Source organism: Halostagnicola larsenii XH-48 (assembly GCF_000517625.1).
GTDB classification, from domain to species: domain Archaea; phylum Halobacteriota; class Halobacteria; order Halobacteriales; family Natrialbaceae; genus Halostagnicola; species Halostagnicola larsenii.
Map to the genome: position 1 here is coordinate 113,677 of NZ_CP007058.1, position 25,713 is coordinate 139,389.

Annotated in this window: 27 protein-coding genes; 17 read left to right on the plus strand and 10 right to left on the minus strand. The window is 60.5% G+C overall.

What is annotated here, in order from left to right:
- Window positions 1–58: 58 nt before the first annotated feature.
- Together HALLA_RS18900 and HALLA_RS18905 are read left to right on the plus strand one after the other, a co-directional pair.
- Window positions 59–319: an antitoxin VapB family protein gene (locus tag HALLA_RS18900; protein WP_049955059.1), complete on the plus strand. Its 261-nt coding sequence runs from the start codon at window positions 59–61 to the stop codon at window positions 317–319.
- Complete coding sequence (locus HALLA_RS18905; RefSeq protein ID WP_049955060.1) at window positions 316–708, plus strand: type II toxin-antitoxin system VapC family toxin; 393 nt, start codon at window positions 316–318, stop codon at window positions 706–708. Before HALLA_RS18900 ends, HALLA_RS18905 begins: the two co-directional genes overlap by 4 nt.
- Before the next feature lie 128 nt (window positions 709–836).
- Here HALLA_RS18905 and HALLA_RS18910 read toward each other — a convergent pair whose 3' ends face one another.
- Both HALLA_RS18910 and HALLA_RS18915 read right to left on the minus strand, forming a co-directional pair.
- Window positions 837–1,151: a chorismate mutase gene (locus HALLA_RS18910; RefSeq protein ID WP_049955061.1), complete on the minus strand. Its 315-nt coding sequence runs from the start codon at window positions 1,149–1,151 to the stop codon at window positions 837–839.
- Window positions 1,148–2,020 carry a shikimate kinase gene (locus tag HALLA_RS18915; RefSeq protein WP_049955115.1) on the minus strand — a complete coding sequence of 291 codons (873 nt, stop codon included), beginning with the start codon at window positions 2,018–2,020 and terminating at the stop codon, window positions 1,148–1,150. Before HALLA_RS18915 ends, HALLA_RS18910 begins: the two co-directional genes overlap by 4 nt.
- Window positions 2,021–2,170: 150 nt before the next feature.
- Between HALLA_RS18915 and HALLA_RS18920 the strand changes: the two genes are divergently transcribed.
- Window positions 2,171–2,602, plus strand: coding sequence for a DUF5796 family protein (locus tag HALLA_RS18920; RefSeq protein WP_049955062.1), 432 nt, complete (start codon window positions 2,171–2,173; stop codon window positions 2,600–2,602).
- 43 nt (window positions 2,603–2,645) lie between these two features.
- Window positions 2,646–2,891: a DUF7508 domain-containing protein gene (locus tag HALLA_RS18925; RefSeq protein ID WP_049955063.1), complete on the plus strand. Its 246-nt coding sequence runs from the start codon at window positions 2,646–2,648 to the stop codon at window positions 2,889–2,891.
- Window positions 2,892–2,973: 82 nt separating this feature from the next.
- Here HALLA_RS18925 and HALLA_RS21690 read toward each other — a convergent pair whose 3' ends face one another.
- Window positions 2,974–3,108: a DUF7128 family protein gene (locus HALLA_RS21690; RefSeq protein ID WP_049955064.1), complete on the minus strand. Its 135-nt coding sequence runs from the start codon at window positions 3,106–3,108 to the stop codon at window positions 2,974–2,976.
- 121 nt (window positions 3,109–3,229) lie between these two features.
- Here HALLA_RS21690 and HALLA_RS18935 point away from each other — a divergent pair, with 121 nt between their 5' ends.
- Window positions 3,230–5,413 carry a CDC48 family AAA ATPase gene (locus HALLA_RS18935; RefSeq protein WP_049955065.1) on the plus strand — a complete coding sequence of 728 codons (2,184 nt, stop codon included), beginning with the start codon at window positions 3,230–3,232 and terminating at the stop codon, window positions 5,411–5,413.
- Between the two features lie 58 nt (window positions 5,414–5,471).
- On the opposite strand, the gene HALLA_RS18940 is transcribed toward HALLA_RS18935, so the two are convergent.
- Window positions 5,472–6,200, minus strand: coding sequence for a protein sorting system archaetidylserine decarboxylase (locus tag HALLA_RS18940; protein WP_049955066.1), 729 nt, complete (start codon window positions 6,198–6,200; stop codon window positions 5,472–5,474).
- A 244-nt stretch (window positions 6,201–6,444) separates the two neighbouring features.
- On the opposite strand from HALLA_RS18940, the gene HALLA_RS18945 reads away from it, so the two are divergent.
- Entirely contained in the window at window positions 6,445–7,044 is a 600-nt protein-coding gene (locus HALLA_RS18945; RefSeq protein WP_049955067.1) for a metal-dependent hydrolase, read from the plus strand.
- Window positions 7,045–7,132: 88 nt separating this feature from the next.
- On the opposite strand, the gene HALLA_RS21205 is transcribed toward HALLA_RS18945, so the two are convergent.
- Window positions 7,133–7,279 carry a hypothetical protein gene (locus HALLA_RS21205; protein WP_169732166.1) on the minus strand — a complete coding sequence of 49 codons (147 nt, stop codon included), beginning with the start codon at window positions 7,277–7,279 and terminating at the stop codon, window positions 7,133–7,135.
- Window positions 7,280–7,442: 163 nt separating this feature from the next.
- Here HALLA_RS21205 and HALLA_RS18950 point away from each other — a divergent pair, with 163 nt between their 5' ends.
- The 7 genes from HALLA_RS18950 to HALLA_RS18975 all read left to right on the plus strand — a co-directional run bounded on the left by HALLA_RS18950 (window position 7,443) and on the right by HALLA_RS18975 (window position 12,898).
- On the plus strand, window positions 7,443–8,000 hold the full coding sequence (locus HALLA_RS18950) for a sugar O-acetyltransferase (protein ID WP_049955068.1): 558 nt from the start codon (window positions 7,443–7,445) through the stop codon (window positions 7,998–8,000).
- Window positions 8,001–8,134: 134 nt separating this feature from the next.
- Entirely contained in the window at window positions 8,135–8,296 is a 162-nt protein-coding gene (locus HALLA_RS20825; protein WP_157231445.1) for a hypothetical protein, read from the plus strand.
- A gap of 187 nt (window positions 8,297–8,483) precedes the next feature.
- Window positions 8,484–10,763 carry a cation:proton antiporter domain-containing protein gene (locus HALLA_RS18955; protein ID WP_049955069.1) on the plus strand — a complete coding sequence of 760 codons (2,280 nt, stop codon included), beginning with the start codon at window positions 8,484–8,486 and terminating at the stop codon, window positions 10,761–10,763.
- Between the two features lie 96 nt (window positions 10,764–10,859).
- Window positions 10,860–11,429, plus strand: coding sequence for a hypothetical protein (locus HALLA_RS18960; RefSeq protein WP_157231446.1), 570 nt, complete (start codon window positions 10,860–10,862; stop codon window positions 11,427–11,429).
- 134 nt (window positions 11,430–11,563) lie between these two features.
- Complete coding sequence (locus HALLA_RS18965; RefSeq protein WP_049955071.1) at window positions 11,564–11,884, plus strand: hypothetical protein; 321 nt, start codon at window positions 11,564–11,566, stop codon at window positions 11,882–11,884.
- A 177-nt stretch (window positions 11,885–12,061) separates the two neighbouring features.
- Entirely contained in the window at window positions 12,062–12,241 is a 180-nt protein-coding gene (locus HALLA_RS18970) for a hypothetical protein (protein WP_049955072.1), read from the plus strand.
- 255 nt (window positions 12,242–12,496) lie between these two features.
- Window positions 12,497–12,898, plus strand: a complete 402-nt coding sequence (locus tag HALLA_RS18975) for a helix-turn-helix domain-containing protein (protein ID WP_049955073.1) — start codon at window positions 12,497–12,499, stop codon at window positions 12,896–12,898.
- Window positions 12,899–13,010: 112 nt separating this feature from the next.
- On the opposite strand, the gene HALLA_RS18980 is transcribed toward HALLA_RS18975, so the two are convergent.
- Complete coding sequence (locus tag HALLA_RS18980; RefSeq protein ID WP_084569143.1) at window positions 13,011–14,852, minus strand: multicopper oxidase family protein; 1,842 nt, start codon at window positions 14,850–14,852, stop codon at window positions 13,011–13,013.
- A 198-nt stretch (window positions 14,853–15,050) separates the two neighbouring features.
- Here HALLA_RS18980 and HALLA_RS18985 point away from each other — a divergent pair, with 198 nt between their 5' ends.
- The 3 genes from HALLA_RS18985 (at window position 15,051) to HALLA_RS19000 (ending at window position 19,227) form a co-directional block, all read left to right on the plus strand.
- Complete coding sequence (locus HALLA_RS18985; protein WP_049955074.1) at window positions 15,051–16,184, plus strand: MBL fold metallo-hydrolase; 1,134 nt, start codon at window positions 15,051–15,053, stop codon at window positions 16,182–16,184.
- A gap of 78 nt (window positions 16,185–16,262) precedes the next feature.
- Window positions 16,263–17,180 carry a ZIP family metal transporter gene (locus tag HALLA_RS18990; protein WP_049955075.1) on the plus strand — a complete coding sequence of 306 codons (918 nt, stop codon included), beginning with the start codon at window positions 16,263–16,265 and terminating at the stop codon, window positions 17,178–17,180.
- A gap of 553 nt (window positions 17,181–17,733) precedes the next feature.
- Window positions 17,734–19,227, plus strand: a complete 1,494-nt coding sequence (locus HALLA_RS19000) for a dihydrolipoyl dehydrogenase (RefSeq protein ID WP_049955077.1) — start codon at window positions 17,734–17,736, stop codon at window positions 19,225–19,227.
- A gap of 24 nt (window positions 19,228–19,251) precedes the next feature.
- On the opposite strand, the gene HALLA_RS19005 is transcribed toward HALLA_RS19000, so the two are convergent.
- From HALLA_RS19005 to HALLA_RS19020, 4 genes are all read right to left on the minus strand, one after another.
- Window positions 19,252–19,812, minus strand: coding sequence for a class I SAM-dependent methyltransferase (locus HALLA_RS19005; protein WP_049955078.1), 561 nt, complete (start codon window positions 19,810–19,812; stop codon window positions 19,252–19,254).
- 2 nt (window positions 19,813–19,814) lie between these two features.
- Entirely contained in the window at window positions 19,815–20,024 is a 210-nt protein-coding gene (locus tag HALLA_RS19010) for a hypothetical protein (protein WP_049955079.1), read from the minus strand.
- A 73-nt stretch (window positions 20,025–20,097) separates the two neighbouring features.
- The gene (locus tag HALLA_RS19015) at window positions 20,098–22,251 is read right to left on the minus strand and encodes a PAS domain S-box protein (protein WP_084569144.1); all 2,154 of its coding nucleotides are present in this window, start codon (window positions 22,249–22,251) and stop codon (window positions 20,098–20,100) included.
- A gap of 445 nt (window positions 22,252–22,696) precedes the next feature.
- Window positions 22,697–24,235, minus strand: a complete 1,539-nt coding sequence (locus tag HALLA_RS19020) for a stage II sporulation protein M (RefSeq protein WP_049955080.1) — start codon at window positions 24,233–24,235, stop codon at window positions 22,697–22,699.
- Between the two features lie 181 nt (window positions 24,236–24,416).
- Between HALLA_RS19020 and HALLA_RS19025 the strand changes: the two genes are divergently transcribed.
- Window positions 24,417–25,625 (plus strand): outer membrane protein assembly factor BamB family protein, encoded by a 1,209-nt coding sequence (locus HALLA_RS19025; protein WP_049955081.1) that lies wholly within the window; start codon window positions 24,417–24,419, stop codon window positions 25,623–25,625.
- The last annotated feature ends 88 nt before the right edge of the window (window positions 25,626–25,713 follow it).

Here is a 25,713-nt window from a genome sequence, read left to right on the forward strand (position 1 = left end):
GACGAGCATAGCAACGGCGCAGGAGTTTTTATGTGTGCATGTAGTACTGTGTACTACGATGGCGACGAAAACGATTTCACTCGACGAAGAAGCGTACGAGCGCCTGAAGGCTCGGAAGAACGAAGGGGAAAGCTTCAGTGAAACCGTCAAACGCCTCGCGGGAGAACGGTCGTGGAACGAAGTTACGGGCATCCTCTCCGAGGAGGAAGCGACGGACCTCGAGAGCGCTATCGAGGACGGACGCGCTCGGTCCACAGAACGGAGTAACCGCCTCACAGCAGCGCTAGACGAAGCTGTTGACGACGAGAAGCCGGAATGATTCAGGATACGTCGTTCATTATCGATTTATTGCGCGGAGACGAAAATGCGAAACGCCTTCTCGAGATCCTCGAAAAGGAGTCACGACCACAAAGAGTGTCCGCTGTGACGATACTCGAACTTTACGAGGGCGTCGCCCGTTCACAGACACCGGAAACGAAACGAGAGCGTATTCTCGACGTACTTGAAACGAAGCACGTCATAACCGCCGACCAAACGGTAATGCGGAAAGCCGGTAAACTCTCCGGTGGGCTACTCAACGACGGCGAGCGAATCGAGCGGGAAGACTGTATTATCGCCGCTACTGCCCTGCTGAACGATGAGCCAATCATCACCAGAAATACCAAACATTTCAACCGTTTCGATGACCTCGAAGTACGGTCGTACTAGTACTGCGGTAATTGCGGGTTCCACAGTCTACTCTCGTTCTAGAATTCAGTGGCGTTCGTGTTTCTGCGAAAAGGAGCCAGGTAACGTAGACGCGGATCGCTACGAGTAGGCATCTCCCGCTGTAGCTGTTACCGATTCTCGCGCTGATGGACCTTGTTCAGTTCGATCAACATCCGAAACGTCGCCTTGACGAGGTTCGGGTCGAGGTCGAACTGCGCTGCGTTTTCCCCGGCTCGTTCCATGACCTGTTCTTCCTGTTTCTCGTCGGTCGTCGGCAGGTCCCGTTCGTCTTTGACCGCGGCGATGGTGTCCGCGACGTACGTTCGCTGGGCGATGAGTTCGACCAGTTCCTGGTCAATCGTCCGGATCTCCTCGCGAAGCTCGTCGAGATCCATCTCCTCCGGCTTTCGATTCTCCCCGTCTTTTGGTGAGTCCTGAGTCATTGTGTTCGTGTTCCGTCGGTTCGTGTCCGTAGCAACCGCGTCGATCCATCTCGGCGATCCCAGCGTTCGCGAACCCCCTCGAGTTGCGCCCGATCGCCGATCGCAACGAAGCTCGAGCCGGTTCCGGACAGTGAGACGCCCTCGACTGCGGGCAACACGTCGAGCATCGGATCGGTGGAAAACCCGAGCGCGCCACAGAAGGCGAAGCCGTTGACGGTCATCGCCTCGCCGTAGCGCCCCTCGAGCGCGAGTTCGGCGACGAGATCCGCCATCGGCGCGATTCGTTCGCAATCGGAGATATCCGCGTCGGCGCTGAACGCCTGTTCCGGCGGCGTGTAGACCAGCGCGTGCCAGTCGACGCTCTCGTGAGCGAGTAGTTCGTCGGTCGTATTGTCGGTGATCGTCACGCCGCCGAGCATGCTCGCGCTGGCATCGTCGAACGCGCCGGTCGCGGTCACGCCGGCCTCTCGAGCGGCCTGTACGCCGAGCCGACAGGCGTCGACGCGTTCGACCGCGTCGTCGATCTCGAGGGCGTCGAGCGTCGCGATCACCGTCGCGTTAGCCGCGGCACTCGAGCTTTTGAGTCCGGCAGCCATCGGAATCTCGCTCTCGGTGCGAACGCGTGCCCCGACCGTTTCGGCGTCGAGTCCGGCGTCCTCGGCGTAGCGCTCGAGGGTCATTTCGGCGCAGTACTCGATGAGCGTCGTGTCCGCATCGGGTTGGTCGGCGATCGAAGCTTCGATTTCGCCGTCGTTGGTCAGATCGACCGTCGCTGTCGTCTCGAGGTCGATAGCGAAGGCTGAACCGGTTCCGGTCGCGAGCGCGTTCAGCACCGTTCCTGCGGCGGGGGAGACAGCACGGCCGTCCATATCTACCACCATTCAGAGCGGGTATTTACCGCTGGCGGTCGACGCCGTTTTGGCCGGAGCGGTCGATGGCACGGTCCTCGAGAGATTCCGCGTCGAATCGCGGGCTTCGAGAGCGGTTCGTTTTTGCGAGTCCATCGCGTCAGTCTGACTATGAGCATGCGAAGCAACGTCGCCCCCAGTACGCTCGAGGTCGACCTGGTCGATGGCGGCATCGTCGTTCACTACCTCGACGGGCGCGAGGCGTTCTATCACGGGCCGCCGAAGGCGGTCGAGAAGTCGATAACGACGCCGCCGGGAAAGGAGGTTCACGTCCTCGTCACCGATCCGGACGGCATCGAGGGCGTGATGACCTACGTCAACGACCGGAACACGCACGACGACATCCTCGAAACGACCGGCGTCGGTCGTGTCATGCTTGAGGGAACCGACGAGGAAGAGCTGTTCCCCGGCGTTCGGGTCTCGACAGAAGCGTACTCGATCCGCGTCGAGGCTGAGCCGGCGATGGTCGACGGCCGCGTGTTCGTCTTCGCCGAGGACGAGATGAGCGAACACGCCTACGAACTCGTCGCGGGTGAGGCGTGATGCTCGTAGCAAGGGATCGTCTGCTCGCCGACGGTGGTGCGTGATGCCGCTGCAAAAGCAGTGGCACGATCTGAATCGAAAAACCATCGGCCGGGTTCCGGATCGACCGGGCGTCTACGAACTCGGTGACGCGGACGGAGCGGTGACTCAGATCGGCACCGGAATCCTTCGCGACGAACTCAAAACGGCGCTCGCCTACGGCGACGGGGATCGCGTTCGGTGGACGGCGACGCAGACTCGAGCGCAGGCCCAGGAATTGGCTGGCGAACATCGGGAACGGCTCGAATGAGTGCCCGAAGGCGGACGGAAGGGAATCTGGGAAGCCGCTGACGGACAGTCGGAGCGCACACTGAGAGCGCCACGGACGAGCGTCACTGGATGTAGGACGGATCGTCCCCGTCGCACTGGGTTTCGTGGTCGACCGCCTCGCTCTCGTCGGTAAAGAGCAGCCCGCAGGTTTCACACTCGTACCACGTGGCGTTGTCGCGCTCTGTCTCGACGACCATGCTTCGTCTATTGGGAAGAACGCCCAAAGGCGTTTCTCCGGCAGGGTCGCTCGCTGGCACAGACGTACCTTCGAAATCCCGCGGGACAATTCTCAAGACCGTACGGCTGAAACGATGGAGTATGAGTGAGTCGGATTCCGTGCAGGTAACCCTGACCGTTCGGGCCGCCGAGAAACGCGATGCGGGACGCGGTGTGGCCCGAATCCCGGAGATAGCCCGGCGGAAACTCGGTGTGCTGAGCGGCGACACCGTCGTGATCGACGGCGAGAAGACGACGATCGCCAAGATGTGGCCGGCCGATCCGTCGATTCCAGAAACCGTCATCCAGATCGACGGCGACACGCGAGCCAACGCGGGCGTTCACGTCGGCGATACGGTGGCCGTTCGAGCGAAAGACACCGCCGCGATCAGACAGGCCGAGCGCGTAACCCTCGGCGCGCCGTCGGAACTCACCGAGGCAGAGTCGCAGTTGGCAGAGCGGGTCGCGACCCAGAAGCTTCGAAACCGCCCGATCAGAGCCGGCGAACAGATCCGAATCGAGGGCGTCGCACCCGAGCCCTTTACCGTGCTGGATACGGACCCCGACGGTGACGTTCGTATCACGAGTTCGACGTCGATCAACGTCACCCAGGCGGACCCGACGGCAAGCGGGTCCGCTGATAATCCACCGTCCTCGTCCGAACCGGCCGGCGAGCGCGACCCCGAACCGGAGACATCATCGGGGGTAACCTACGAGGATATCGGCGGCCTCGACGAGGAGCTCGAGCTGGTCCGCGAGATGATCGAACTCCCGCTCTCGGAGCCGGACCTCTTTCAGCGACTGGGCGTCGAGCCGCCCTCTGGCGTCTTGCTCTACGGGCCGCCAGGGACGGGTAAGACGCTGATCGCTCGAGCGGTCGCCAACGAGGTCGACGCCAACTTCGAGACCGTTTCGGGCCCGGAGATCATGTCGAAGTACAAGGGCGAATCCGAAGAGCAGCTTCGGGAGACGTTCGAGGCCGCTCGCGAGAACTCGCCGACGATCATCTTCTTCGACGAAATCGACTCGATCGCGGGCACGCGAGACGACGACGGGGACGCCGAAAACAGGATCGTAGGCCAGTTGCTGACGCTGATGGACGGCCTCGACGCCCGCGGCGAGGTGATCGTCATCGGGGCGACGAACCGCGTGGATTCGATCGATCCGGCGCTCAGACGCGGCGGGCGCTTCGATCGCGAAATTCAGATCGGCGTTCCCGACGAGGAGGGGCGAAAGGAAATCCTGCAGGTTCACACCCGCGGCATGCCGCTTTCCGACGACGTTCGCATCGACAAAATCGCGGCTCGAACACACGGCTTCGTGGGGGCGGATCTAGACGCGGTAGCCAGCGAGGCAGCCATGGCGGCCATTCGAGGGAGGCCGACCGACACCGACGGTCGCACGGCCTGGAATCAGGACCCGAAGGTGACCAAAGCTCACTTCGACGCGGCGCTGGCCTCCGTCGAACCCTCCGCGATGCGCGAGTACGTCGCCGAATCCCCGACGACGGACTTCACCGATGTCGGCGGACTCGAAGACGCAAAGCGAACGCTGCGCGAGTCGGTCGAGTGGCCGTTGACATACGACAGGCTGTTCGAGGAGACGAACACGAATCCGCCGTCGGGCGTCCTCCTTTATGGTCCGCCCGGGACTGGGAAAACCCTCCTTGCTCGTGCGCTCGCAGGCGAAACCGACGTGAACTTCGTTCGCGTCGACGGCCCCGAAATCGTCGACCGGTACGTCGGCGAGTCGGAGAAGGCCATCCGCAAGGTATTCGAACGCGCCCGCCAGGCCGCACCCTCTATCGTCTTCTTCGACGAAATCGACGCCATCGCGGGCACTCGAGGCGAGAGCCACGAGGTGACCGAACGCGTCGTCTCACAACTGCTGACGGAACTCGACGGGATGAGCGAGAATCCGAACCTCGTCGTCCTCGCGGCGACCAACCGCCGGGACTTCATCGACCCCGCGTTGCTCCGGCCGGGCCGACTCGACACGCACGTGCTCGTTCCCGAACCCGACCTCGAGGCGCGACGGAAGATCCTCGAGGTTCACACCCGCGGCAAGCCCTTCGCCGACGACGTGGACATCAACGCCTTCGCGGACGAATTCGAGGGGTACACGGGCGCGGACCTCGAGGCGCTCGTTCGCGACGCCTCGATGAAGGCCATCCGGGAGGTAGCCACGGAATACGGGCCCGAGGAAGCCAACGAACGGGCGGGCGATGTCGTCATCGAGCGCTCGCATCTCGAGGCGGCAAAGGGCGCGCTCGAGGGCGAGCAATAGCTGAACAATAGCACGTTCTGAAAGTACTCAGACCGGCGAGTACGGCCGACTGCTTGACCTATTTTTCTCCGATGGCTCCGATCGACCCGATCTCACCAGCGTCGTTCGGCGAGTTCAGTATGACGGTCTCTCCCGCCGTCGTCGATTGCCCTGGCTCGATTGCGATGTCGTCCCCCGAAACGCCCGCGGGGAACAGAACGTCGACGCGACTGCCGAAGGCGATGTGTCCGATCCGCTGTCCGCGCTCGAGCCGATCGCCCGCTTCGACGTACGGATGAATCCGTCTGGCGAACGCGCCGGCGACGAAGGTGACGGTCGCCGTGGGGGCTGTCGTCGGTTCGTCGTCTGATTCGTCTTTCGACGCGTCTTCTACAGGCGTTTGCCAGTCGGGGACGACGGCTGCTGGATCCTCTAGCTCGAGCGTCACGTGAACCCGCTCGTTCCGATCGGAGTCTTTGGAGAAGGCGGGTCTATTTGCGCCGTCGATGTGTTCGACGTCGACCACCCGGGCATCGAACGGAGCCCGAACGACGTGGACGTGCCAGACGTTCATGAAAATCCCGAGGCGAGCCCGGTCGCCTTCCGTTCGGAGAACGGAGACGTTTCCGTCGGCGGGGGCGACGGTTCCCGACACCGGTGGCGTTCGATCGGGGTCGCGAAAGAACGCGAGCGTCGCGACTCCGAGCGCGAGCGAGACGACGCTCGCGGTGACGCTGATCAGAACCGCAAACGGTGCGACCACGAGCGGCCAGATCGCGTACTTCCAGGCGCCGGGCGCGAACTTCATAGGAAGAGAGATGCGGCCGAGTCGTTTGGCCGTTTCGGACTATCGAAGAGACAGTCTGTTCGGCGTTCGCGACCGCGGGGTCGAACCTCTTCGAGACGGGACGTTCCTTCTGTCTCGGAAATCTTTTAGCCGACAGGACCCTCAATCCGAATAATGGGTTCCTCCTCAGCGTCGGGAACTGTCGTAGTACGACGGCGCTCGCTCGCAACAACTCCCGCTACAATTCAGCCGGTGAGCCGCTGATATGTGGCCGTGGGAGCACGCGATCGTTGGATACGTCGTCTACTCGCTGTTCTGTCACGTGTACTACCGAGCGCCACCGGGCGGACTCGAGGCCTTCGCGGTCGTGTTCGCCTCGGTCCTTCCGGACCTCATCGACAAGCCGCTGTCCTGGCAGTTCGGCGTCTTCGAGTCGGGGTACGCGCTCGGTCACTCGATTTTCTTCATCGTTCCGCTCACGGTTGCTGTTGGGCTCATCGCTCGGTCATACGATCGGACACATGTTGGCGTCGCATTCGGCCTCGTCTACCTCTTGCACCTGCCAGCGGACGTCATCGACAGGCTCGTTAGAGGTGGCTATTTCGTGCCCGAAATCGCCTTTTGGCCGGTCGTATCGGTTGGCACCCACGACCAGAGCGTTGCGTTCACCGAACAGTTTTTCTCGCTGCTAGGCTCGTATACCTACGAACTCTTCTCGGGCTCCCCGTCCCAGTATCTCCTCTTACAGCTCGGGTTGGCCATGTTCGCCGCGCTGTTGTGGCTCTACGACGGCGCTCCCGTGCTTCGGGAGGTCCTCCTCGGCCTGAAGGAATTGGTCGTCCAAGACACTCGAGAGTTTAGCTAATCGCTACCTATCCGTTGGAAGTCTGAAGCCGGTCTAAGAATAGCGGGGTTGCACCCTCGAAATTCGCTCCGAGGTGATACCGTGCCCGTCAGTGGCCCAGCACTCGGAGGATGATCCCGAGGATGATCCCCGAGAGGCCGACGAGCAGCCCGACGCCGGGGATAATTGGGATCGGAATCAGTCCGATCGCGAAGACGATAGCGAGAACGATTACGACGGTCGAAAGTCTAACCATACTACATTTTTCTCTATTTTCGACGTAGCTGTTGGGCTTGCCTGTGCATCCTGCCTTTCCGTTTGTTCTCAATACTGTCAAAACATGCGAACGGTCCGTCGAGGTCTCCCGCCGGTGACTGTACAACAGAACCCGTATCAGTATGGCGTGAACTCGTCAACCAATGCCAACCGAACGTGAAAAGATGGTCGCAGGAGAGCTGTACGATCCTGAGGATCCGGAACTGGTCGCCGACCGCCAGGCCGCGCGTGATCTGACCGAACGGTTCAATCAAATTCCGGTCTCCGACGAACCCCGGCGCACAGAACTCGCGGACGACCTGTTCGGCTCGGTCGGGGACGACGTGTACCTCGAGCCGCCGTTTCGATGTGACTACGGCTATAACATCCACGTCGGCGACGGGTTCTATACGAATTTCGAGTGCGTCATCTTGGACGCCGGCCGGGTCGAAATCGGGGACGACTGCATGCTCGCTCCGGGAGTCCATATCTACACCGCGACTCATCCGCTCGAGGCCGCCGAGCGCGTGAAAGGGCCGGAGTACACGAAGCCGGTCACTATCGGCGACGAAGTCTGGATCGGTGGGCGAGCGGTGCTCAATCCCGGCGTAACCGTTGGAGACGGTGCGGTAATCGGATCGGGGTCGGTCGTCACCGACGACGTTCCAGCGAACGTCGTGGTGCAGGGAAATCCCGCGGAAATCGTCAAAGAACTCGAGTGAGACGCCGACTCGATGCTCGAGTTCGAACTCGACGAACGGCCTGGGATCCGACGTTCGATGGCAGTGATTGAATCGCTACCATCGGGATTCGAATTGAACAGCAGACTTTTACCATTGGATTGTTGACTCTACTCATGGAACGGACGGGACAGGGCATTCTCGGCATCCAATTGACTGTCGTCGGATTGCTCGTCGTCACGTACTTCGATGGTGTGGCGTCGGTGCCGTTGGTTGGTCTAGCTCTCGGTGTCGTCGGGACGGTCGTTACGGTGACGGCGGTCACGAGCCCGCCATAGGGCCGCGAACTCGAGCGGTCAGTAAGCCATTCTGATTTCTGTCCCCGGTTTACCTAGTGTAAGCACCGAACCCGACCGGGTAGGCGCAGCAATCACCGGGAACGAAGTATGTCATGGATTCCTTACAGGGGAATGATGTATGAGGATCGCGTAGGCTACTCTCCGAAAACGACCGGCGCTCCCTGCCATGGAAATTATCGAACCAATCGGCCACCACGAACTTCTTCTCGTCATCGTGCAGTTGACGGTGCTCCTGTTCGTAGCACGCGTCCTCGGCGAGACGTTCAGTTCGATCGGTCAGCCGGCGGTCGTCGGCGAACTCCTCGCCGGCGTGCTCCTTGGGCCCTCGCTGTTAGGATTCGTCGCACCGGGTGTCTACGAGTCGCTGTTCGTCGTTTCGGAGAGTCAGTTTCACCTCCTCGAGATCATCTCGTGGCTCGGGCTCATCATGTTGCTCCTGGTCACGGGCCTCGAGACTGACATCGACCTCGTCATTAGCAAAGGAAAGACGGCCGTCTTCCTCTCGCTCGGTGGCATCCTCGTCCCGTTCGCGACCGGCTTTGCACTCGGGTGGTTCCTCCCCTCGGAGTTCATCGTCTCCGCGGATCACCGACTCGTGTTCAGCCTGTTCATCGCCACCGCGATGAGCATCTCGGCGATTCCGGTCATCGCGAAAATCCTCTTGGAACTGGACGTGATTCGGCGCGATATCGGCCAGTTGATACTCGCGGCGGGAATGGTCGACGATACGATCGGCTGGATTCTGCTCGCCACCGTCGCCGGACTCGCGCGGACCGGCGTCGCGGATCTCGGTTCGGCGGCGGTGACGATCTTCTCGGTGCTCGTGTTTCTCGGAGCCGCGTTCACGATCGGCCGACGGCTCATCGCTGAGACGATCAGGTGGGTCGACAACGCCATCGGCAGCGATATCGCGTTGCTGTCGACGGTAATGGTCTTTGCACTCGCCGCGGGGGCGCTCACCCAGTATATGGGCCTCGAGGCGATTCTCGGCGCATTCGTCGTCGGCGTGCTGGTCGGCCAGGTCAAGCGGTTCACCTTTCAGGTTCGCCACGTCTTCGAAACGATGACGCTCGCTATTTTCGCGCCGCTTTTCTTCGCTATCGCCGGGTTGCGGATGGACCTCGCCACACTGGCTGATCCGCTCGTGTTCGGCGTCGGTCTCGTCGTCCTCGCCGTCGCCTGCGTCGGAAAATTCGGCGGGATCATGGGGGTCTCGGGACTGGCCGGCCTCTCGAAGTGGGAGGGTATCACCATCGGCGGCGGCATGAACGCTCGAGGCGCGATGGAGATCATCGTCGCGACGATCGGCCTCGGCCTCGGAATTTTGACGACGAGCATGTACAGCATCATCGTCATGGTCGCCATCGTCACGTCGCTGATGGCCCCCGCGATTATGCGCTGGTCGATCCCGAAGATCGAAATGGGGGAAGCAGAACGGCAGCGTATCGAACGCGAACGGTACCTCGAGGACAGCTTCGTCAACAACCTCAATCGGGTGCTGCTGCCGACTCGAGGGACCGTCGATACGCAGTACGCCGCCCGGCTGATCAGCCCGTTGCTCCGAAACCTGCAGGCCGATCTGGACCTGCTCTGCGTGACACCATCCGCTGAATCGGGGCGGACACACCGCGGAGTCCGCGGTCGACTCGGTCGACTCGTCGCCCGAATCGGGGGCCGCTCGGAAACCGGGACGGACTCGGGAACGGACGAGCTCGAGTATCGATCCGATTCCGACGAAATCGATCGCGTCTTTTCGAGCGTTGAACGAAGATTGGGTCCGATTGCCGGAGAGACGAGACGCCTCGTCCGAGAAAGCGATGGGAGTCCAGCGGAGTCCATCCTCGAGACTGCCACCGGCGGGTACGATCTGGTCGTTCTCGGCGAGCGAACGCTCGAGCGCTCACCCAGCAGGCCGTTGTTTAGCCAGACGGTCGATCGCGTCGTTCAGGAGACGCCGTGTCCCGCAATGGTGGTGAGCACGTCCGACGCCGTAAAGCAGGATCCGACGTCGATAGACGACCCGATCGATCGGATTCTGTTGCCGACGATCGGGACGCAAACGAGCCGTCACGCCGCCGAAGTGGCGTTTACGATCGCGCTCGAGGAACGCGCGCTCGTCGAGATCGTCCACGTCGTCGCCAGCCACCGATCGGACGATCGGTTCGTCCGTCGAACGCCGCGCTCTCACGAACTGGATGTCGGCGACCGGATCGTCGACCGCGAGGCCGAACTCGGGAGACAGCTGGGAGCGAAAGTCGTGACCACGGTAACGGTTTCGGACGATCCAGGCGAAGAACTCGTCGATATCGCCGACCGAACTGACGCCGACGTCGTCGTGATGGGCTCGAACACGCGGCCGATGACCCAGCGGGCGTTTTTCGGGCCCAACGTCGAGTACGTTCTGACCAACGCTCCTTGCCCGGTCGTCGTACTCAGCTCGCCGTGAATCCGATCTGTACACGGAAGTCCTCCTCGCAGCGAACGGAGACGATAACGCAACTTCCATCAACAATTTGAAGCCATTTCCGGTGAACGCTTCGGTGTGCCCTCATCCAGTCCACAACCGTTGCTCGGGAGCGACGAGCTCACACTCGCCGTCGTCGCTTTCCTCTCGGCCACTCTCGTCGTCATCCCCGCAGTCGTCTCCGCTCGCCGACCCTCCGACAGTCGTCTGTTTCCAGCGGCGGTCGGAGCGGGATACGCGGTGATCTGTCTCGCCCTCTGGGGCGTCACTCGGTCCGTCACGGGAGTTTCACTTCCAGTTAAACGAGATGTTGTCGCCGTTATCGCCGTATTTTCCGTGTGTAGTCTCTTCCTGTGTTTCAATGCAGCAATTCCGGTGTATGCGTACCGTCGCGAACGACTCGTTACGCCGCTCGTGTGGGCATTTCTTACGACGACTGCCATGCTCGCAGCGTTTTTCACCGTTCCGAACGAGTCGGGCGTGCTCACATACAAACTCGTCCCGCTTCCGATGACGCTCGTTACCGAGGTCGATCCGCTATTCGTATACACCGGATACGTTCCGGTGAGCCTCGGTGGTATGCTGATCGTCGGCGTCGTCGAGTTGGTCTGTCGAAAGCAATTCGGCGTGTTCTTTCTGCGGGTGTAATCGCGAGCGAAGTGGATTCTCGAGCGTGTCATTCGATCTGGAACGGACAAAATTCGAACTGGTGGTCGGACCGTTCGGCTAGCAGATCCCCGCCGCTACCTGAATTTTTGTATCATGACCTCGTCGTTTTAGCTATGATCGAGGCCATCCTGGAATCGCCCGAGGCGCTGCTCGCAGGGCTTGGAATCTTCATCCTCGGCTATGTGATTAAATACCGGGAGTGGTCCTTCCTCATCGCCGGCTACGACGCATCGACCGAGGTGTCAAAATCGGTCGCAGCCAGCGTCGTTGGCAACCTCGCGATCCGAGTCGGGATCGCAACGATGCTCTTCGGCGTGTTCGCCGCCGGTAGCTCGATACCGGAAGCGGTCGCGTTCGCCTTCGCCGCTTTCGTCCTTCTCGCCGCTGCTCGAGCAATCTATCGGCTGCAGACGTACCAGACCGCTCCGGCGTGAGAGCCGTTCGTCGCTCCGTTCGTTCGTTCGTTCCCGTCGGGATGGGCTTCTTGAGCGGATTTGTGGAACGATCCCGGAACCCAGTCGTGGTGGTTCCGTTGAACTCTACCGGTACGAGAGTGGAAGTTTATGAATGATACGACACATATTCCTGTCTGAGAAAGCTATTGAGAGCATATGAGTGGCGAAGAGAACGAAGACGACGCGCAGAACAAAATCGGTCTGGGTATCGCAGTCGGAGCGGGCATTGGCGTTGCACTGGGGGTTGCGACGGACAATCTGGCGGTATGGACCGCCGCCGGCATCGGTTTTGGTGTCGCGCTCGGAACGGCGTGGAGCCAGGCAGAAACTGAATAGCCCCGCCTACTGACAAACACGACTCAGCTGTGTAACGAGAATCGTCCGAAGTGCTGGTGAGCGTCGGTGGTTGGTTCATCAGGCTATCGAAGATACACAACTGTCATGGACTCTCTTGGCACCCGTGGTCGATCGCTGGCTCTTCGATATCTCCGCTCTCGAGCACCGTTCGCTGTCGACGACCGCGGCTCATCGAAATTGCGCAATATTCACACAACCCTTATACCGACGCGGTTCCTACTCTGAGACAGTAAAATGGCTAACTCGATGGCAGAACAACTGCAGCAGGATATGGAGTGTGAAGGGCTGCTGGAGTGTATTCACGGGCTCAAGCAACTCGACAAGGACTGTTTCGGTGTCCTCGTCGAAAGCGAGGACGCGCTGACGATCGACGAAGTTGCCGAGCAAGTCGACCGAGAGCGCTCGACCGCCTACCGCTCGATCCAGCGACTGCTCCAGAGCGGCTTCATCCAGAAAGAGCAGATCAACTACGATCAAGGCGGCTACTACCACGTTTATCACCCAACGGACCCGACCCAGATCGCAAACGACATGCAGCGAATGTTAAACGACTGGTACGCGAAGATGGGCCAGCTCATACAGGAGTTCGAGGACAAGTACGAGCAAGCCGAGTCAGGCACCGAAGTTTCAGCCTAGAACGGATACGTCGTCGATTCTCCCGTCGAACCGGTCAGGGCGAAACTGTTTTCATCTCACACTCGAACGAACGGCGTTCTATCGACAGCGATTCGATTCAGCGTTCGGAAGCTTACTCGTTGCTGTCGTCACCGTCGGTTTCGGTACCCTCGTCGGCGCTCGGTGACACTGTGTACGGTCGCATCATGTCGTGGTCTTCATGCTCGAGCATGTGACAATGCCACATGTACTCGCCCGTCTGATCGCTGAACAGCCCTTCGTACTCCCCGAAGTGAACGATTACGTGGACCACTTCGCCGGGGTCGACGTTCACCACGTCGTTCCACCCCTGCTCGTACGGCGCGGGTTCCTCGAGTGCATCTAGTTCGATATCGTCTTCGTCTGGGTCGTAGTCCCCGATTCCCTGTCGCCCCAGCACCTGGAAGTGGACCAGGTGAAGGTGAATCGGATGGGACATTCCGGTTCGGTTGACGAAACTCCAAATTTCGGTGTCGCCGAGTGTCGGCTCCTCGGTAACAGCGTCGTTTACCATGTGACCCGAGGGATCGTCGGCGGTTCCCAGCAGGTGAAGCTTTCGGTCGTACTCATCAGTGTCGCCGGCGTTGAGCGTCAGATATCGCTCGTTATCGACGGAATCGGTCGGGATTTCGGGCACCTGCACTAACTCGCTGGGGAGGTCGTAGCTATCCGCTGTGGTTTCATCGTCGCCCACGTCGAAGAGCATGATCTCGGGCAGCGGAACGAGGTCGTCGTCCGGATTGTCCGCTTCACCCCGATACAGCGCGGGCGCGTCGTTGTGAAGAAGCAGGGTTTCGCCTGCGTACTCACTGAAATCGACGACGACGTCGGCTCGCTGGCCGCCGGATAGCTCGAGGCGGTCTCCAACCTCGACCGGTTCGGAGAGAAGCCCCCCGTCGTTTCCAATCTGGACGAACTGCGGTCCGTCAGCGTCGAGTTCGCCCGACGATTCGTCGTACTGGAGGAGCTTGAGGTTGTAGTATCGACTGTTCGCGCCGTTGAGGAGTCGGAGCCGATACGACCGGGGCTCAACCGAGAGCCGAGGCCACGCTTTTCCGTTGACGACCGACGTATCGCCGTAGAACTGTGGAACGATACTCGGGTCTGGATACGATCCGTCGCCGATATCCTGTTCCTCAGAGATAGCGGTCGGATAGAACAACGATCCGTCTTCGTTGAAGCTTCGGTCCTGCAGGACGATCGGGACTTCGTATTCGCCATCGGGAAGGTCGAGATTTTGTTCGCGCTCGCTGCGAAGGAGATAGAACCCAGCGAGACCGGCGTACACGTTTAACCGCGTGATTCCGAGCGCGTGATCGTGATACCATAGCGTCGATGCTGGTTGATCGTTTGCGTAGTAGTCGTCTTTGGACTCGAACTCGGGTCCCGTCTCCGCGAAGTCTCGAGTGTACCACGCCTGTGCGTGACCGTCGCTTTCAGCTTCGACGTTCCCGCCGTGAAGGTGAGTTACTGCGTGTACGCCTTCCGTATCGTACGGGATTATGTCACTGTGAATCGACGTATCGACGGGGAGGAGGTGTTCGTCCGGGAGGTTGTTCTGCCACCGAACCCGGATCGGTTCCCCCTGCTGGGCCTCGATAGTTGGACCTGGGAACCCCCCGCCGTATCCCCAGACAGTCGTCGCCGGAAGATCGGAGTGGAGTTGCTGTTCGGTTTCGCTCATCTCCACTTCGTAGTAGGGATCTCCCTCTTTCGTCCCCGTCGGTTCGAGGACACCTGGTCGAGGGAGGTCGTCGACCCACTTCTCGAGATCAGGCGACGAGTGGGTCGTTATCGTCTCTGCGGTCTCGGTTTCCTCCGGTTCCGTGTTATCCATCGTACAGCCTGCGAGCGCAGCGATACCCGTTGCACCGGACGCGACGAGGAGTTTCCGCCGCGATAAGTTCGGTTTGAACGGCCCTGTGGATCCTCTCATAATACATGTGAGTGTACGAATCCCACATATATGCGAGTAAAGCCAATTCCGACTTCGTAGGAATTCCACCAATCTATACGCTCGCCGAGGCCCTACTTCGAGGCCCCGTTCAAATCGTACTGTGCCAGGTATCGCTCGAGTCGACCGCCGATTCTCGGCCAAGGTTTTAATAACCGTTGTCGGGTAGTATTGTATATAATGAGCAATATGAATCTCGACCCGGCGACTGTCGCTCGATGTCTCGAAGCGGGCGACCACACTGATCTCTTCGTTCTCGACGTGAGAAACGAAGCCGACTACGAGGAGTGGCATATCGAGGGGAGTACGAACCTCCCGATCTACGACGAATTGCTCGAGTACGATTACTCGACGCTCGAGGACCACATGGAAGACCTGCCGACCGACACGGAAATCGCGGTCGTCTGTGTCGCTGGCGTCACGTCGGCCCGGGCCGCGGAGTTCCTCCGCGAACACGGGTTCGACGCGAAATCGATCGACGATGGAATGAACGGCTGGGGCCGCGTCCATCGCTCGTACGACCTCGCGGACGCAACCGATCTCAAGAATATTGTACAGGTCGTCCGTCCGGGAACGGGGTGTATCTCGTATCTCGTCCACGACGGTGACGAAGCGGTGGTCGTCGATCCGAGCCAGTACATCGATGAGTATCTGAACGCGGCAGACGAGCGCGACCTCGAGATTGTCGGCGTCGCCGATACGCACGCCCACGCCGACCACGTTTCAGGTGCCCGCCGACTCGCCGGTGAACTCGACGTGCCGTACTACCTCCACGAAGCGGACGCAGGCGTCCTCAACGGCGTCACGGAACTCGCGGACGGGGAGACGATAGCACTCGGCGAGCGCGAACTCGAGGTGTGCCACACGCCGGGTCACACGCCCGGAAGCGTTTCGTTTCTGTTCGGCGACGCGCTCCTTTCGGGCGACACGCTGTTCCTCCGGAGCGTCGGCCGTCCCGACCTCGAGGATAGCTCGGAGGACGCGATTCGGGAGGCCTCGAGCCGGCTATTCGATAGCCTCGAACGATTGACTGACCTCGAAGACGAGACGGTGGTGCTGCCCGGCCACTTCAGCGACGAATCGATTCGTCCGCTCGCGACCGAGCTCGGTAATCTTCGCGAAGAGGCGACCAACGAACTCCTGCGTTACGTCGAAGACGGAGATGAATCGTCGTTCGTCGAAACTATCGTCGAGAGTCTCGCGGACGAACCGGCCAACTACAACGAGATCAAACAGATCAACTGGGGCAAAGAGCAGCCGGGTGGCGATGTCGAAGCTCTCGAGCTCGGGCCGAACAACTGCGCGGCGAACTAGGTCCCGACGGTTTTAGGTTAGCCAAAATAAAATTCTCTTTTTGGAAAGGCCCTTTGCCAACTCGCTCATAGTAGTCGTATGGCACTCGTCGAGAACCTCCTCATCGTGTTCGTCGCCGGCCTGCTCACCGCGCTGGCGACTGGGATCGGCGCGTTGCCGTTCTTCTTCGTCGACGATTTCAGCGACCGGTGGAACGTGGGCCTGTGGGGGGTCGCTTCGGGGATCATGGTCACGGTGTCCGTCCTGGGTCTCGTCGACGAAGGGCTCGCATACGCCTCGAGCGGGTTTCCGACACTTCTAATCGGTGGGCTGTTCGCTGGTGTTATACTGGTCGAGGTTTCCGACAGAGTACTCAACGGCGTCACCCTCGGCACCGACGGCCCCGAAATCGACCACCGGTACGAAGACGACAGTGGGATCGACGAGGACGAGGAAATACAGCCCAACGGCACCAGCCACAGCCACGACGAGCCGCCGCTCGAGGCCAAAGCGTTTGCCAACGGCGACCCGAAAACGTTGATCCTCATTCTGGGAATTCTCACCGTTCACAGCTTTCCCGAAGGGGTCGCGGTCGGCGTCTCGTTCGCCGAACTGGGACTCGAGGGCGGCATCTCGGTGCTCGGTCTTTCGATTCCGTTGCTCGCGGTGTTCATGACGGTCGCCATTTCTATCCACAACGTTCCGGAGGGGACCGCTATCGCCATCCCGATGCGAGCGATGGGACTCTCTAACTGGCGCATGGTCGGCGCGGCAGTCTTCTCGAGTCTCCCCCAACCGATCGGCGCGGTGATCGCGTTCGTGTTCGTCTCGTGGGCCGAGGCGTTTCTGCCGTTCGGATTCGGGTTCGCCGCCGGCGCGATGGTCTACCTGGTCGCGACGGAATTCGTCCCCGAAGCGCTCGAAACCGGCGCGGAGTTGCCCAACGGCGGTCGATACGAACTCGTCGCCGGATTCGCCGCAGGCGTCGTGGCGATGTTGCCGGTTGTGGTAGTCTAAACCGTCTTTCGCGGCAGCTGTTACCCAGACCAGAACAGAGAGCGGGAGCGACAGTACTCGCTGTCTGGACGATTGCAATCGATCAGTATCGTTTCTCCCAGTCTCAAATACGACCGATCAAACACCGAGAATCAGTAGTTAGATAACCGATAATTCCACACTAGCCGATACATGTCCCTCCTCGTCCCGCTCGTCGTAACCGGAACTATCGCTGCGTCGGTTGTTTGTGTCATCGTTTACGTAGACACCGGTCGGCGTACCGTGACGACTGGACGATTCCTTCGAACAACCGTGCTCGGAGCAGCGGTTTTCGGCGGGTTTCTACTCCCGCACGTGTTTGAAACGCAACTCGAGTATCTCTATCTCGGGCGGATCAAACCAGAGCCCGTGCTCGTGTCGCCATATGAGTGGCTGCTAGTGAATATTGCGACAGGGGTACTCGTTTGCGTGACTGTGCTTTCCCTGTATTTCGTTGGGAGTCGGTACACGTCGGATGACGGATTTTGACAATCTAGCCACGATGATTAATGGGACCGGTCGTGGTGGGCAGCCTATGGACTCGGAGACAACGGAGTTCGATTTCCTCGTCATCGGTTCGGGTTCCGGACTCGACGTGGCAGGCGCCCTCGCGAATCGCGGTGAGTCGGTAGCGGTCGTCGAAAAAGGCCCGCTCGGCGGTACCTGCCTCAATCGGGGCTGTATTCCCTCGAAACAACTGCTATACCACGCCGAAGTAATGGAGACCGTCGAGCGTGCCGAGGAATTCCGCATCCATACTGACGTAACCGGCGTCGACTTCGCCGATATCATCCGTGAGGTGAACGAGGACGTCTCGAGCAGCGCCGACTCGATCCATCACGGTGTACGCACCTCGAGTCAACACACGCTGCTCGAGGGCGAGGGACGCTTCGTCGATGACCGAACGGTCGAGATTACCGACGGGCCCGACGCCGGCAGGCGCGCTCGAGCCGAGACGGTCCTCGTGGCGGCCGGGACGCGGCCGGTGATTCCGCCGATGGATGGCATCGAGGCAGTCGATCACGTCACTAGCCGAGAGGCGCTCCAGTTGGAAACGCCGCCCGAGGATCTGGTAATTGTCGGGGGCGGCTACGTCGCGGCCGAACTCGCACACTTTTTCGGGACGTTCGGCAGTGACGTGTCGATCGTAGGCCGGCGTCGCCACCTTCTCCCCGCAGCGGACGAAGATGTCGCCGCTGCGTTCACCGAGCGCTACGCCGATCGGTTCGACGTCCACACCGGCTACGAAGCCGTCGCAGCCGCCGAATCCGACGGCGAGGTGACTCTCGAGGCCCGGCAATACCCGCCGGCGTGGGACGACGCGTCCGAGCGCGACGACGTGACCGTAACCGGGGACACGCTGCTCGTCGCAGCAGGCAGGCAGCCGAACACGGATCTACTGAACCTCGAGGCTACGGGCGTCGAAACCGACGATTTCGGCTTCGTCGAGACCGACGAGTACCTCCGCACGACGGCCGACGGAATCTGGGCGCTGGGAGATATCGTCGGGGAGTATCTGCTGAAACACAACGCGAATCACGAGGCACAAACCGTCGTTCGCAACCTGCTCGGGGAGGATCTCGAGCCGGTGGACTACACCGCGATGCCGTTCGCCGTTTTCGGCTCGCCGGAGGTCGCTGGCGTCGGCGCACGCGAGCAGAATCTCGGCGACGCGGGACGAGACTATGCAACCGCTACCTATCGATACGAGGATACAGCCCGCGGACAGGCGATGAAGACCGACGGGTTCGTGAAGGTCATCATCGAACCGGATGGCGAAATCCTCGGCTGTCACATTATCGGTCACGACGCGTCGAACCTGATCGAGGAGGTCGTCGTCGCGATGAAAGCCGGCACGGGAACCGTCTGGGATATTCGCGAGTCGGTCCACATTCACCCCGCGCTTTCGGAGGTGGTCGACCGAGCGTTTTCCGGACGATTCACGCGTCACGGGCCAGGTGCTCACGAGCATGAACACCACCACCACCATGAGCACGATCACGGCCACGACGATCGCCAACACGAGTGAGTCACCTCGAGGTATCGATTCGGCTCACTCGAGCGTTCCAATCAGTAGAAAGGTCTCGAGTCGGGTGTCCTCGTATTCGATGTCGAACCCAGCGGCACGAAGGGCATCGGCCGCTTCATCGGCGCTGTAACGCTCGTCGACCGGCGGGCCGTCATCACCGGGACCCGTCGCCGACCAGTCGACGACGACGAGTCGACCGCCGGACGCGAGAACCCGTCGAATCTCCGCGAGCGCATCCTCGCTCGCGAACTCGTGGTAGGTCATCGTCGAGAACGCGACGTCGATAGCGCCGTCGTCGAACGGAAGGTCGCTCACGTCGCTGGTCACGAGGTCGACGGTCTCCGGAACGCCCTTCTCCCGATAGTATTCGTGCATCTCCGCCTGAACGTCGACCGCGTAGACGGTGCCGGCGTGCGGTGCGACGTCGTCGGTGAAAAAGCCGGTCCCGCTGCCGAGGTCGGCGACAGTGTCGTCGGGTGAGAGCGAAAGCGCCCACAGCAGTTCCTCCGCCGAGAGGAACCGATACCGCCGCCCAGCCCGCTCTAACTTGTCGGCCCGGGACGCATCGAACGTGTGGTACCCCATCGTTACAGTACCTCGAGATTGTTTTCGTCGCGCTCACGGGTGCTGGTCTCGATCGGTCGACCTACTACCGCGGGGGAAAACGTCTCGCGGGCGTCCAACGGGCGGCGGTCACCACGGGCGGTCACGGTGTGCAGTGCTATCGAAGAGAACTCGGCTGGAACGTCAAATCCCACGCTCGAATCTAACTGACCAGGGTCGATGAGCGCCGTCATACTGTGTAGTGTTGGGCCAGTTACGAAAATCACTTCTGGTCCTGCGCCTACTGTATTACAGTGATTGGGCGGATCACACCGAAATCTCGAATCGCGCACCGCCCTCCTCACTGTCGGTAACGCTAATTTCCCACCCGTGTGCGTCCGCGACTTCGGAAACGATGTTCAAACCGAAGCCGGTCCCGTTGTCTGCCGTCGTATAACCTGCCTCAAAGACCACAGTTCGTTCTGACTCCGGAATACCGGGACCGTCGTCTTCGACGTAGAAGCCATCTGCCGTTTCGCCTACAGTCACCGTCACGTCATCGCCAGCGTGTTCAACCGCATTGCGGAACAGGTTCTCGAACAGCCGTCGGAGCTGATCCCTGTCGGCCTCGACAGTCAGATCCCCCTCGATATCGAGTGTTTTGGTGTTCGACATCGACGCAACCGAAGACTCCCGTGCTACCGACTCGAGTGAGACGCTCTCGAACTCCATCGCTTCATCACCGGCCTGCGCGAGCGCGAGTAAGTCCTCGACAAGGGCGTCCATGCGGCCTAACGCGTGTTCTATGTCGGGTATGTGTTCGCTGTCACACTCTTCGCGAAGTAACGTGAGCCGGCCTTGTGCAATCTGAAGCGGGCTTCGAAGGTCGTGGCTGACGATGCTCGTGAACCGGTCGAGGCGTTCGTTCTGCTCGAGGAGTTCCGTTTTTTGTCTTTTCTGTTCGGTGATGTCCCGATCCATTGCGACGAACCTGTCTTTGCCGTTCAAGTCGAGTCGGATGAGGTGGACTTCAACGGGAACAGTCGTTCCGTCTTTCCGCTCGAGTTCTCCCTCGAATCGCCGCGGCTCGTTCGTCGGGAGTCCATTCCAGAACGACCGTCCGCGGTCTTGATCGGCGGTCGGATCGAGTTCCCAGACCGTGTTGCCGACGATTTCTGCCTCCGTATATCCGAGTTCGTCACAGAAGCGCTGATTGACGTGTCGGATGATTCCGTCAGCGTCGTGAATGGCGATCAGGTCGGGCGAGTACTCGAAGAGCGCCTCGAGGCGCGCCGTCTGTGCTTGTAACTGCTCTTCATCGGTCTTTGACTTCGTCACGTCGTCCTGAAAGCCGACGAAGTACTCGATGTCGCCGTCGTCGTCGAAAAGCGGTGCGATGCGGACGCGATTCCAGAACTCGGTGCCGTCTTTGCGGTAGTTCCGGAGTTCGACCGTCACCGGTTCCTGGGTATCAATCGCCTCTCGAAGGGTGGCTACCCGTTCCTCGCTCGTCCGTTCGCCCTGAAGGAATCGACAGTTCCGACCGAGTACCTCGTTTTTCCCGTAGCCGGTCAACTCGGTGAATTTGTCGTTCACGTAGATGATCGGATTGTCCTCAGCGTGGGGATTGGTCAGAATAATGCCAACCGGCGCTTCGTCCATCGCGCGTTCTCGCACCGATAACTGCGTTTTGACTGCCCCGTCGCCGCTCGGGCCCGAGATCGTACAGATGAGCGCCCCGTCGTCCGTGTACGAGAGCGTGTGCTCGAGGTCGATCGTAGTCTCGTTCTTTCGAACGAACGAGGTGTGGCCGTGCCAGCGACCGTCGCGAGCAGCGGGCAGCAACGCGTCGTATATTTCGTCGATGTCTTCATCCCGATAGAGCCTCTCCCAGTGGGCTCCGACGAGTTCCTCGCGAGTGTAGCCGAGGAGGTCCGCGTACGCCGAATTGACGTACTCGAAGCATCCGTCTTTGCTCAGGATACCGATCCCATCGTGTGCGGTTTCGATCGCCTCGAGACCGCGGCCGAGGTACCGTTCTGCCCAGTACCGTTTCACAGCGTTGTGGATTCGATTGGCGAGCACCTGATACTGTTCGGTGCCACCTCCCTTCTGGAGATACTCCGTAACTCCCGCTGTGATCGCCTCACTGGCGATCTCCTCAGAGCCCTTCCCGGTAAAGAGGACGAACGGGAGGTCCGGATTCTCCCTACGGACGCGTTGGAGAACTTCCAGTCCGTTTAACTTGGGCAGATCGTAGTCACTGACGACGCAGTCGACCTCGATTTCACCCGCTTCGAGTGCGGCGAGCGCATCTCGAGCGCTGGTTTCGGTCTGTACGGAGAAGTGCTCGCGCTCGCGCTCGAGAAACGTCGCGACGAGGGCTGCGAAACTCGAGTCGTCGTCGATATGGAGAATCTCGATAGTTTTTGCCTCCGGTAACGCGAACGCGCGGATCTCAGAGGGAGCGTTCGAGTGCATACTGACCGGTTAGGTGTGATGAGTTATGTCAGTATTGACTACTGTGTCCGTTGGGTGCTCCGTTCCGAGTGGATGACCGCATCGGTACCACCGGACCCGTACTGGTGTTGGACCGGGACCCACAGTGACAATCACAACTGCACAGCTTGGCAGGTGTAAACTTTCTGCACCGTGTAGAAAGTCTACACAGTGTATACTCTACTACTGCGAACAGTGTCTATCCTCGACGCTACCGACAGCTTCCTCCTTGCCACGACCAGTATCTCGACCTATACGACTGGAATCTGTTTCAGGGCAGCTGAACGATCGCTTGCTCCCCTTCCGACGTTTCACTGCGTACCGTTTCGTGATTGGACGAGAGGAGACAACTGAGCGGGACAATCGAACCCCGGCCGTGAAATTCCGCTGTGGATACGAACGGATACGATCGGACGACGGGTGCCGATCAAAGGAACGGTTTGTAGTAGAACGGACTGATGAACCCCTCGATGAAGCCGGCAATCGCGAGCAATACGCCAATGCCGATCATGACCCAGAACGCTCGCTCGAGTTCGTCGGCGAACGTCGGACGGTCGATCGATCCGACAAGCGCCTTCCAGAACGCGATACCGAGGTGGACGCCTAACGCTCCGGCGAAGATGATGGCCGGAATTTCGAAGATGCCGTGGGGCACGACGAACGCGAGTAACTCGAGCGGTTCGATCTCGAGTCGGGCGGTGACGCCGAGGAAGACGCCGTTGAACGCGATCGAAAAGAGCGCTGGAATCGCAAGCGCAAGCCCGGAGAATGCGGTTGTCAGCGCGACCATCCAGTTGTTTCCGAAGAACTCGAGGGCGGTCGTCGGTGGGAAGATGTCCTGCGTTCGAGTGGCGATCGATGCGCTGGTGATCCCATCGAGTGGGGCAGCGAGCACCCAGCCGGCAACGAACGTTCCGACGCCGAGAATCACGACCAACGCGTGGATTCCTGGCGTGGAACGGATGAACCCGCCGAGCGCGGAGAGTCCCCGACGAATTCCGCCCGTGAACTGGGAGCGAAGCGACTGTTCGATCGTGACGGGCGAGGCGATCCGGCCTCGGTAGCCGCCGTAGAGTGCGGTCTTCAGAAGATCGAGTGCGGGGGTGACAAGGAGGAGCATGATCAGTGGGACGATAGTCCCTGCGCTAACGATTGAAAACACCGATAGGAGCGATGCGAACCCGATCGACACGATGAGCGAGATCGCGTAGTAGAAGATCGCTTCGACGGGAGCGGATCGAATGAATCCAAGGACGTTCGTGAGCGACCCGAACGCGGTCGTATCGTCGACGACGACGGCCACCGGTGCGAACGCGAACACCGCACGGACTGCGAGAATTGAGCAAACCCACACGAACGATCCGATCAACCAGATGGGAACCAGCAGTATCGCCGTGTCCAGAACGGCGGTCGAGAGGAGCGTACTGAGTCCCAACCCGATGAGGAGGAAGATGCTCACCAGGATCCAGAGGAGTACCTCGAGGACGTACAGTCCGAGCATCGAGAGCCAGAACCGACGCGTACCCGCGATTCCTGCGACCATTCCCCGCTCGTCGCGGAGTCGGGCATAACAGGTTGCGAGTTGTCCTGCTGATGTGAGAGCATACAGGAAGATTGTAATCCCGATCGCGATGAGCACCGCGGCGACGAGCGTCAGGATCGAAACCATCCCGGTAATCGGGGTGAACGCGGCCTCGATCGCCGTCCAGACCTGGTCCATCCACGCGGTAAACGCTTCGGGGTTTTGTTCCGGGTTCGGTGCCGGTCCTTCGACGCTGTTGATTCCAGTCCGAATGGCGTCGATCGTACCCGTCGCCCAGAGGAATACTCCGACCAATAGGATGCCGAAAAATGGGACTACACGGGCAATAGCCGGAACAGCGCTACCGAGAATGTAAAACGGCAACAGATCACCCGGCTTGCGAAGCGAACGACCCACCGCCGAGACCGCAGTTGAAAGTTTCATCGCCTTGAATACAGTGTTGTAAGCACAATCATATATTCTTGTCCATCAATATGATATCGCCAGCCCGCAGACGACCGTACCGGGATCCGCCCTCGTTGGCGAACGCCAGATGGCCGTCGGTCCGACCGATCTGATCGGGTTGCACAATTTATTTGTTGTGTGAATGATGATTGTGGGGGTAATGTCCTCCGACCGTCGCGCATTTATTACAACCGTCGTCGCTGGAAGTGCCGCCCTCGCCGGCTGCTCGAGCGTACTCGGATCGCCCCCGCCCGGTGAACCTCCCGAGGCTGGCGTCGACGAACCCCCTGACCCGAGCCGTCACGTTTTCGGTGCGAACGGAGACTGGTCGAGTTTCGGCTGTAACGCGGCGAATACGCGCGCGGTTGCGGACGGCAGCGCTCCCGTCGACGGCGTCTCCGAGCGCTGGCGGGTCGAAGTCACCGAGACCACGTTCCACGCACCCGTCGTCGCAAACGGACTCGTCTTCCAGGTTGAGTCCGGTGACACGCTTCGCGTCTTCGACTCGGCGGACGGTGCTGAACAATGGAGGCTCGAGGACATCAACGCGGTCCCGGTAGTCCGCGATGGCGTCGCCTACGTTCCGGTCATGAAAACGATGTACGCGCTCGATGCCGAAACGGGTGATCAGTTGTGGGATCGGGAATTCGAACGACGTGGAAGCGTTACGGGCCCGTCGATGGGAGGCGGACGACGGCTCCTGTGTGGGGTCGGCGAGCACATCGTCTCGCTCGATCCCGAAGACGGCGCGATTCAGTGGGAACGAAAACTGTTCGGACGGGTGATCGATCATCCAGCGTATCACATGGTATCCAACGTCGCGGTTACGACCGAAGCTGGGATCGTGTATCTGTTCCGAGAGTCCGGGACAGGATTGTGGCAGTGGGACCTTCCGTCTCCGACGATGAGTCCGCTGACCATCGGTAGGGACTCGATTTACGTTTCCTGCCGGAACGGAGAAACATACGCACTGCAGGTCAGCGACGATCGATCCTTGGATCCCCTCTGGACTGTCGACATCGGGTGGACTGATCGGGGGATCGCCGTCGTCGACGGGATCATGTTCGCTTCCACGATCCGGGGCCTGCACGCGTTCGAGACCGATTCTGGTGACCGACGCTGGAAGCGTGATACTGGTGACTGGCGACACACGGCACCAGCCTACGGCCGCGATACAGTCTTTGTAGGCGGGGACCGCCTGTACGCGTTCGATCCCGATCCCGGCAGCAGCCTGCGGTCCGGTCCGGCGCTCCGATTCGACCGGGAGTTCGCCGGTCGCGTCGGTCCGGGCCCCGTTCTCGACGATGGCGCGCTCTACGTCGTCGCCGAAGTCGAAGCCGATAGGTATGCGCTGCTGGCGCTCGAGTGATCCCATCTCGAACTGGCGTTGCGTTCGCTCGATCAGTAATCGTCGCTTCTGACTGCCCGCCGGACCGTCACGCGAATCGCGTGAATGC

What these genes read in the sequence shown, in the direction of transcription:
- HALLA_RS18900 (WP_049955059.1), top strand. Translation starts at nt 59, where the DNA reads ATGGCGACGAAAACGATTTCACTCGACGAAGAAGCGTACGAGCGCCTG.
- HALLA_RS18905 (WP_049955060.1), top strand. Translation starts at nt 316, where the DNA reads ATGATTCAGGATACGTCGTTCATTATCGATTTATTGCGCGGAGACGAA.
- HALLA_RS18910 (WP_049955061.1), bottom strand. Translation starts at nt 1,151, where the DNA reads ATGACTCAGGACTCACCAAAAGACGGGGAGAATCGAAAGCCGGAGGAG.
- HALLA_RS18915 (WP_049955115.1), bottom strand. Translation starts at nt 2,020, where the DNA reads ATGGACGGCCGTGCTGTCTCCCCCGCCGCAGGAACGGTGCTGAACGCG.
- HALLA_RS18920 (WP_049955062.1), top strand. Translation starts at nt 2,171, where the DNA reads ATGAGCATGCGAAGCAACGTCGCCCCCAGTACGCTCGAGGTCGACCTG.
- HALLA_RS18925 (WP_049955063.1), top strand. Translation starts at nt 2,646, where the DNA reads ATGCCGCTGCAAAAGCAGTGGCACGATCTGAATCGAAAAACCATCGGC.
- HALLA_RS21690 (WP_049955064.1), bottom strand. Translation starts at nt 3,108, where the DNA reads ATGGTCGTCGAGACAGAGCGCGACAACGCCACGTGGTACGAGTGTGAA.
- HALLA_RS18935 (WP_049955065.1), top strand. Translation starts at nt 3,230, where the DNA reads ATGAGTGAGTCGGATTCCGTGCAGGTAACCCTGACCGTTCGGGCCGCC.
- HALLA_RS18940 (WP_049955066.1), bottom strand. Translation starts at nt 6,200, where the DNA reads ATGAAGTTCGCGCCCGGCGCCTGGAAGTACGCGATCTGGCCGCTCGTG.
- HALLA_RS18945 (WP_049955067.1), top strand. Translation starts at nt 6,445, where the DNA reads ATGTGGCCGTGGGAGCACGCGATCGTTGGATACGTCGTCTACTCGCTG.
- HALLA_RS21205 (WP_169732166.1), bottom strand. Translation starts at nt 7,279, where the DNA reads ATGGTTAGACTTTCGACCGTCGTAATCGTTCTCGCTATCGTCTTCGCG.
- HALLA_RS18950 (WP_049955068.1), top strand. Translation starts at nt 7,443, where the DNA reads ATGCCAACCGAACGTGAAAAGATGGTCGCAGGAGAGCTGTACGATCCT.
- HALLA_RS20825 (WP_157231445.1), top strand. Translation starts at nt 8,135, where the DNA reads ATGGAACGGACGGGACAGGGCATTCTCGGCATCCAATTGACTGTCGTC.
- HALLA_RS18955 (WP_049955069.1), top strand. Translation starts at nt 8,484, where the DNA reads ATGGAAATTATCGAACCAATCGGCCACCACGAACTTCTTCTCGTCATC.
- HALLA_RS18965 (WP_049955071.1), top strand. Translation starts at nt 11,564, where the DNA reads ATGATCGAGGCCATCCTGGAATCGCCCGAGGCGCTGCTCGCAGGGCTT.
- HALLA_RS18970 (WP_049955072.1), top strand. Translation starts at nt 12,062, where the DNA reads ATGAGTGGCGAAGAGAACGAAGACGACGCGCAGAACAAAATCGGTCTG.
- HALLA_RS18975 (WP_049955073.1), top strand. Translation starts at nt 12,497, where the DNA reads ATGGCTAACTCGATGGCAGAACAACTGCAGCAGGATATGGAGTGTGAA.
- HALLA_RS18980 (WP_084569143.1), bottom strand. Translation starts at nt 14,852, where the DNA reads ATGAGAGGATCCACAGGGCCGTTCAAACCGAACTTATCGCGGCGGAAA.
- HALLA_RS18985 (WP_049955074.1), top strand. Translation starts at nt 15,051, where the DNA reads ATGAGCAATATGAATCTCGACCCGGCGACTGTCGCTCGATGTCTCGAA.
- HALLA_RS18990 (WP_049955075.1), top strand. Translation starts at nt 16,263, where the DNA reads ATGGCACTCGTCGAGAACCTCCTCATCGTGTTCGTCGCCGGCCTGCTC.
- HALLA_RS19000 (WP_049955077.1), top strand. Translation starts at nt 17,734, where the DNA reads ATGGACTCGGAGACAACGGAGTTCGATTTCCTCGTCATCGGTTCGGGT.
- HALLA_RS19005 (WP_049955078.1), bottom strand. Translation starts at nt 19,812, where the DNA reads ATGGGGTACCACACGTTCGATGCGTCCCGGGCCGACAAGTTAGAGCGG.
- HALLA_RS19010 (WP_049955079.1), bottom strand. Translation starts at nt 20,024, where the DNA reads ATGACGGCGCTCATCGACCCTGGTCAGTTAGATTCGAGCGTGGGATTT.
- HALLA_RS19015 (WP_084569144.1), bottom strand. Translation starts at nt 22,251, where the DNA reads ATGCACTCGAACGCTCCCTCTGAGATCCGCGCGTTCGCGTTACCGGAG.
- HALLA_RS19020 (WP_049955080.1), bottom strand. Translation starts at nt 24,235, where the DNA reads ATGAAACTTTCAACTGCGGTCTCGGCGGTGGGTCGTTCGCTTCGCAAG.
- HALLA_RS19025 (WP_049955081.1), top strand. Translation starts at nt 24,417, where the DNA reads ATGTCCTCCGACCGTCGCGCATTTATTACAACCGTCGTCGCTGGAAGT.